The 4,406-nt window shown below is 31.8% G+C and carries 6 protein-coding genes; 3 read left to right on the top strand and 3 right to left on the bottom strand.

Annotated features, from left to right (window positions below):
* Positions 1-387: 387 nt before the first annotated feature.
* Together ACR65M_RS26520 and ACR65M_RS26525 are read right to left on the bottom strand one after the other, a co-directional pair.
* Positions 388-516, bottom strand: coding sequence for a hypothetical protein (locus ACR65M_RS26520; protein WP_440274892.1), 129 nt, complete (start codon positions 514-516; stop codon positions 388-390).
* 30 nt (positions 517-546) lie between these two features.
* Positions 547-792: a hypothetical protein gene (locus ACR65M_RS26525; RefSeq protein WP_440274893.1), complete on the bottom strand. Its 246-nt coding sequence runs from the start codon at positions 790-792 to the stop codon at positions 547-549.
* 213 nt (positions 793-1,005) lie between these two features.
* Here ACR65M_RS26525 and ACR65M_RS26530 point away from each other — a divergent pair, with 213 nt between their 5' ends.
* The 3 genes from ACR65M_RS26530 (at position 1,006) to ACR65M_RS26540 (ending at position 3,714) form a co-directional block, all read left to right on the top strand.
* Positions 1,006-2,385, top strand: coding sequence for a sensor histidine kinase (locus ACR65M_RS26530; RefSeq protein ID WP_440274894.1), 1,380 nt, complete (start codon positions 1,006-1,008; stop codon positions 2,383-2,385).
* Positions 2,386-2,550: 165 nt separating this feature from the next.
* Complete coding sequence (locus tag ACR65M_RS26535) at positions 2,551-2,826, top strand: metalloregulator ArsR/SmtB family transcription factor (RefSeq protein ID WP_440274895.1); 276 nt, start codon at positions 2,551-2,553, stop codon at positions 2,824-2,826.
* Positions 2,827-3,192: 366 nt separating this feature from the next.
* Positions 3,193-3,714, top strand: coding sequence for a CueP family metal-binding protein (locus tag ACR65M_RS26540; protein ID WP_440274896.1), 522 nt, complete (start codon positions 3,193-3,195; stop codon positions 3,712-3,714).
* A gap of 273 nt (positions 3,715-3,987) precedes the next feature.
* Here the strand turns inward: ACR65M_RS26540 and ACR65M_RS26545 are convergent, their stop codons facing one another.
* The gene (locus tag ACR65M_RS26545) at positions 3,988-4,368 is read right to left on the bottom strand and encodes a manganese efflux pump (RefSeq protein WP_440274897.1); all 381 of its coding nucleotides are present in this window, start codon (positions 4,366-4,368) and stop codon (positions 3,988-3,990) included.
* Positions 4,369-4,406 lie beyond the last annotated feature (38 nt).

Consider the following 4,406-nt stretch of genomic DNA (forward strand, 5'->3'; position numbering starts at 1 on the left):
TTGCCATACAGACACACCTCGTTATAGTTGATATATTTATTATAACAATCTGTGTCTACTTTTTAGTCTAGCATCAACATGTTACACAGCTTCAACAACAGATACAGCAGCTATAGAAGAACATAAGTAATATAAATTGAATATAGGTTATTCAAGAAAAGGACGCAATTCTGCAGGAAGAATTGTGCTTTTACTTTATCTTTAGGGTCATATGTAGCAAAAAGAAGGATAGATAAAGAAAGTTAATTTTATCTGTCCTTCTTTTTTGTCGTAAATAATTGTAACATTATATACTTCTTCCCTTTTATCAAGTAATTAATAAAATATCTTGGCATTTAATAAAGGTAATCCACTGTTTATTAGGGGGGATTCGAACTGTTATAACTGTTACTCTTTACTCTTACTTCGTAATGCTACTTTTACTGCAAAGTAAACCACTAACCCTGTGAGTAAAAGATTTATTATCCACCCAAAGCCCATCATCCCCATCATTCCGAAACCATGGCCACCCATCATGTAATAACACCTCTCATTCATACAAATGTTCTATAAACTTTCATTCATACCTCCATCGTGCATTTCTTTGAAATCCGTGTTTTTCATAGAACCATTTTCTCCGTGACAGGATTCAAACATATCCTTTAACTGTGTCTCCGAAAAATCAGGATGCATTTCTTGCATATAAGGCTTCATCTTTTCAAAATTAAAGACTCCATCACTCTGTGCGAATACAGCTGTCCCTGCACCTATAACCATTGCAGTCGTTAATAGTCCGATTGCAAATTTTTTCAAATTCACCATCTCCTTATCTTTTATTACTTACAGAGTACACAAAAACTATGCAGAATCTATGCAGAACTTTTGAATAGATGGTGAAGATTAAACCTCTAAATTTTCAAAATGATATGATGAGGATATTGGGAATTAGACAAGATAATAATGAAATGCACAATTTCTTGATATTTTTCAAGTATATTGAATTTAAAATGTTCGAGGGGAAAATGTATGAATAAAATATCTCTTAAACTTGGTCTACTGTTTTTCTCATTTATTCTTATTGTTGAAATCATCTTGTTTTCTTTTTTATATACAGGTTTAGTTGATTCTCGTATTGATGAAGAGCTGGCAGAACTAAAAACAAGGGGGGAAAGCCATCGCCATGTTCTAGAGAAAAGCTTTGACGAAACGACGATTGAGCATGTCGCATTAATGGAAACAGAATCAGAAACGGATGTTGTCATAATGACTCATGATGGAAAGGTGCTTGCTAAGTCAAATGAGTTAACATCACCTATGAAAAAGCTCATGGAATTGGAAAGGGGACCTGTGCCATTCGAAGGAATGGTTGTAGAAAATCGATGGGAAACAGAGTCATATATATCTACTGTTAGTCCAATTATGATCGATAATCAATTAATCGGTCATGTGTACATGTTTAAGAGCACAAATTCGATACAAACAATGGTTTATGAATTAAAGCAGCATTTTATGGTGGTAGGAAGCCTTACGATTGTTTTAACAGTTATAACGGTCTTTTTTCTTTCTAAAGTAATAACACTCCCATTAATTAGAATGAAAAAAGCCACTGAAAGATTAAGTAAAGGGGATTTTACAGTTTCTGTTAGACATCATAGCGATGATGAATTAGGAGAACTTGCAAAAAGTATTCAAACTTTAGCCAATGATTTAAACCATTTAAAAAAGGAAAGGAATGAGTTTCTTGCAAGTATTTCGCACGAATTAAGAACCCCATTAACCTATGTAAAAGGATATGCAGATATTGCAAAGCGAGATGGAATAAGTGAAGATGAAAGAAGAAAATATTTGCAAATTATTTATGAAGAAGCGGAGCATATATCCGGTTTAGTTAAGGATTTATTTGATTTGGCTAAAATTGACCAACATAACTTCATTATACAAAAGGAAAAGGTTAATCTTTGTGCATTCACCAACAAAATTGTCAAAAAGGTTCGACCGGCTTTTAAGAAAAAGGACATTGAATTAGTTCATTCCTGTCCAGACGGATTATTTGCTATGATAGACAGATCAAGATTCGAACAGGTATTTATAAACCTACTAGATAATTCATTTAAATATTCCAATACTAAAAGTATCGTTAGATTAGAGGTTGAACACAATCCAATTAATAATAAAGTTATATTATCAGTAATCGATGAAGGAATAGGTATTCCAAAAGATGAAATTACTTTTATATTTAATCGTTTATATAGAGTTGAGAAGTCAAGATCCCGTGAAAGTGGTGGATCAGGCTTAGGCTTATCAATTGTAAAAGAAATTGTTGAAGCGCATGGTGGTTTCATAAACATTTATAGTGAGCTTGGAAAAGGTACTAAGGTAACGATAGAATTTGAAGGTGGTATGTAAGGTTTCATTAAAAATATAAAAAATTTACAAAAGGGGAATAATGGGGGGTATTCCAATACTTAGTACAGGTACTTTTCGCCAATTGGTATAAAACCTATTGACACCTTTATCATTTTTAATATGATTAATTTACTTATTAATTAAACAAAGTCTCAGGAGGAAATGGTGTCTACAATCAACGATTTATTCAAAGCTTTATCACATGAAAATAGAAGGGAAATGTTGGTTTTACTAAAAAAAGGTGAACTTACTACATTAGAAATGGCTACACATTTTGAAATGAGTAAGATGGGAGTCGCTAAACATTTGCGTATCTTAAAAAATGCTGGATTAATAAATTCATATAATAAGGGGCAGTACCTATATTATTCCTTAAATCCAATCGTTTTTCGGGATGTTTCCAAATGGATTGATCAGTTTTATTCAGAATCAAAAAGTTAAACCCAGACTTTCAATTTAATTTTTTATCTTTTGTTAGCTTGAGGGTTTGGGTCTTTGGTAATTATAGAAGATATTTTTGATGAAGATAGGGTACTTGTCTTGGCTAGAATATACAGTTAAGGTACTAATTTTATTTAATGTATAACAATTATGGAGGCATATTGATTTGCCTTCTTTTTTATACCTTCAAGTAGAATATGATATCTGCATAGTTTCTGCAAAATTTTTTGGTACTATTAAAAAGGTCGGAGTATAGAAAATGATACAAAGTAATTAATCTAGTATAGTGAATGATAAGGTGGTGCCCCTTTTAATGATGGGAAATATAATGGGTCGCATGCATATAAAAAAGGAGTTGGATAATAAATGAAAAAAGGTTTACTTGGAATAGCTGGATTATTGCTAATCTTTATTTTAGCGGCTTGTAACAATAGTACATCAAATGAAAAGGAAGTAAAGGATATCAAAGAAGTTGTACACGATTATAGTGTTGGGAGTTTTGAAAATGTGTCTGCTTCCATTACGTCGCACGAACTTATAGTAACTGAGAGTAATGAAAAAGAAACTTCTTATGAACTTCCTGAGGAAGAATTTTTTGTTTCGATTGCACCATTTGTTGAAAAAACACATGAATGTGCGATTCATAGTTTAACAGGTTGTCAAGGGGAATTAGTTGAAAAAGAATTTGATGTATATATTCAAGATGAAGATGGTAATGTAGTTGTTGATGAAACGATGGCATCATTTGAAAATGGATTTATCGATTTGTGGTTACCACGGGATAAAACCTATCAAGTAAAAATTGAATATGACGGAAAAACAGCAGAATCTGAATTTTCCACATTTGAAGGCGACAATACTTGTATAACAACAATGCAGTTAATGTAGTGTTTATCTTTGGAAGTAAAAAATAGATTATTTATAAAAATGAGATGTTTCTATGGTAGAGACATCTCATTTAATTTATTTGGTATTGAAAGAGGGTCGAATCATTGTCGTTTGAATTCGTAAAGCGAAATAGCCTATTTACTTACTTTTAAGAGTCGTAGTTCATTTAAAACAACAACGACTGCAGCTCCTGTATCGCTTAATACTGCTAACCAAAGTTTTAGCCAACCTGGGAAGATTAATAATTATTTTATTTAGTCCAGCCATTACTTTTTAATAAACATTCAAATGTTCTAGTAGTATCTTTATTCCTATTAGAGCAAGAACAATCCCACCGAATAATTCCGCTTTCTTTTTTAATCTTTCTCCGCTTATTTTTCCAATAATAATTCCAAGTGTTGATAAAATGAAGGTTATTATACCTATACTGATGATTGAAAATAAAATGGATACATCTAAAAAGGCGAAGGTAACACCTACTGCTAAAGCATCAATACTCGTAGCTAACGAAAGAAACAATAACACTTTATTATTGAGTGGATTTATTGTTCGAGTTTCCTCAACTTCTGTTAACGAATCATAAATCATTTTTATTCCGATAAATAACAGCAGAGTGATGAACTGACCTAGCCAAATGAGACATATATAAAACACCTATCCATATTAAATTTAACACTTTTTCATTAATTTGA

This window comes from Ferdinandcohnia sp. SAFN-114, assembly GCF_059415045.1.

Bases quoted from the DNA above. Each gene is read 5' to 3' on its own strand.
- ACR65M_RS26520 (WP_440274892.1), bottom strand. From the start codon at position 516: ATGATGGGTGGCCATGGTTTCGGAATGATGGGGATGATGGGCTTTGGG.
- ACR65M_RS26530 (WP_440274894.1), top strand. From the start codon at position 1,006: ATGAATAAAATATCTCTTAAACTTGGTCTACTGTTTTTCTCATTTATT.
- ACR65M_RS26540 (WP_440274896.1), top strand. From the start codon at position 3,193: ATGAAAAAAGGTTTACTTGGAATAGCTGGATTATTGCTAATCTTTATT.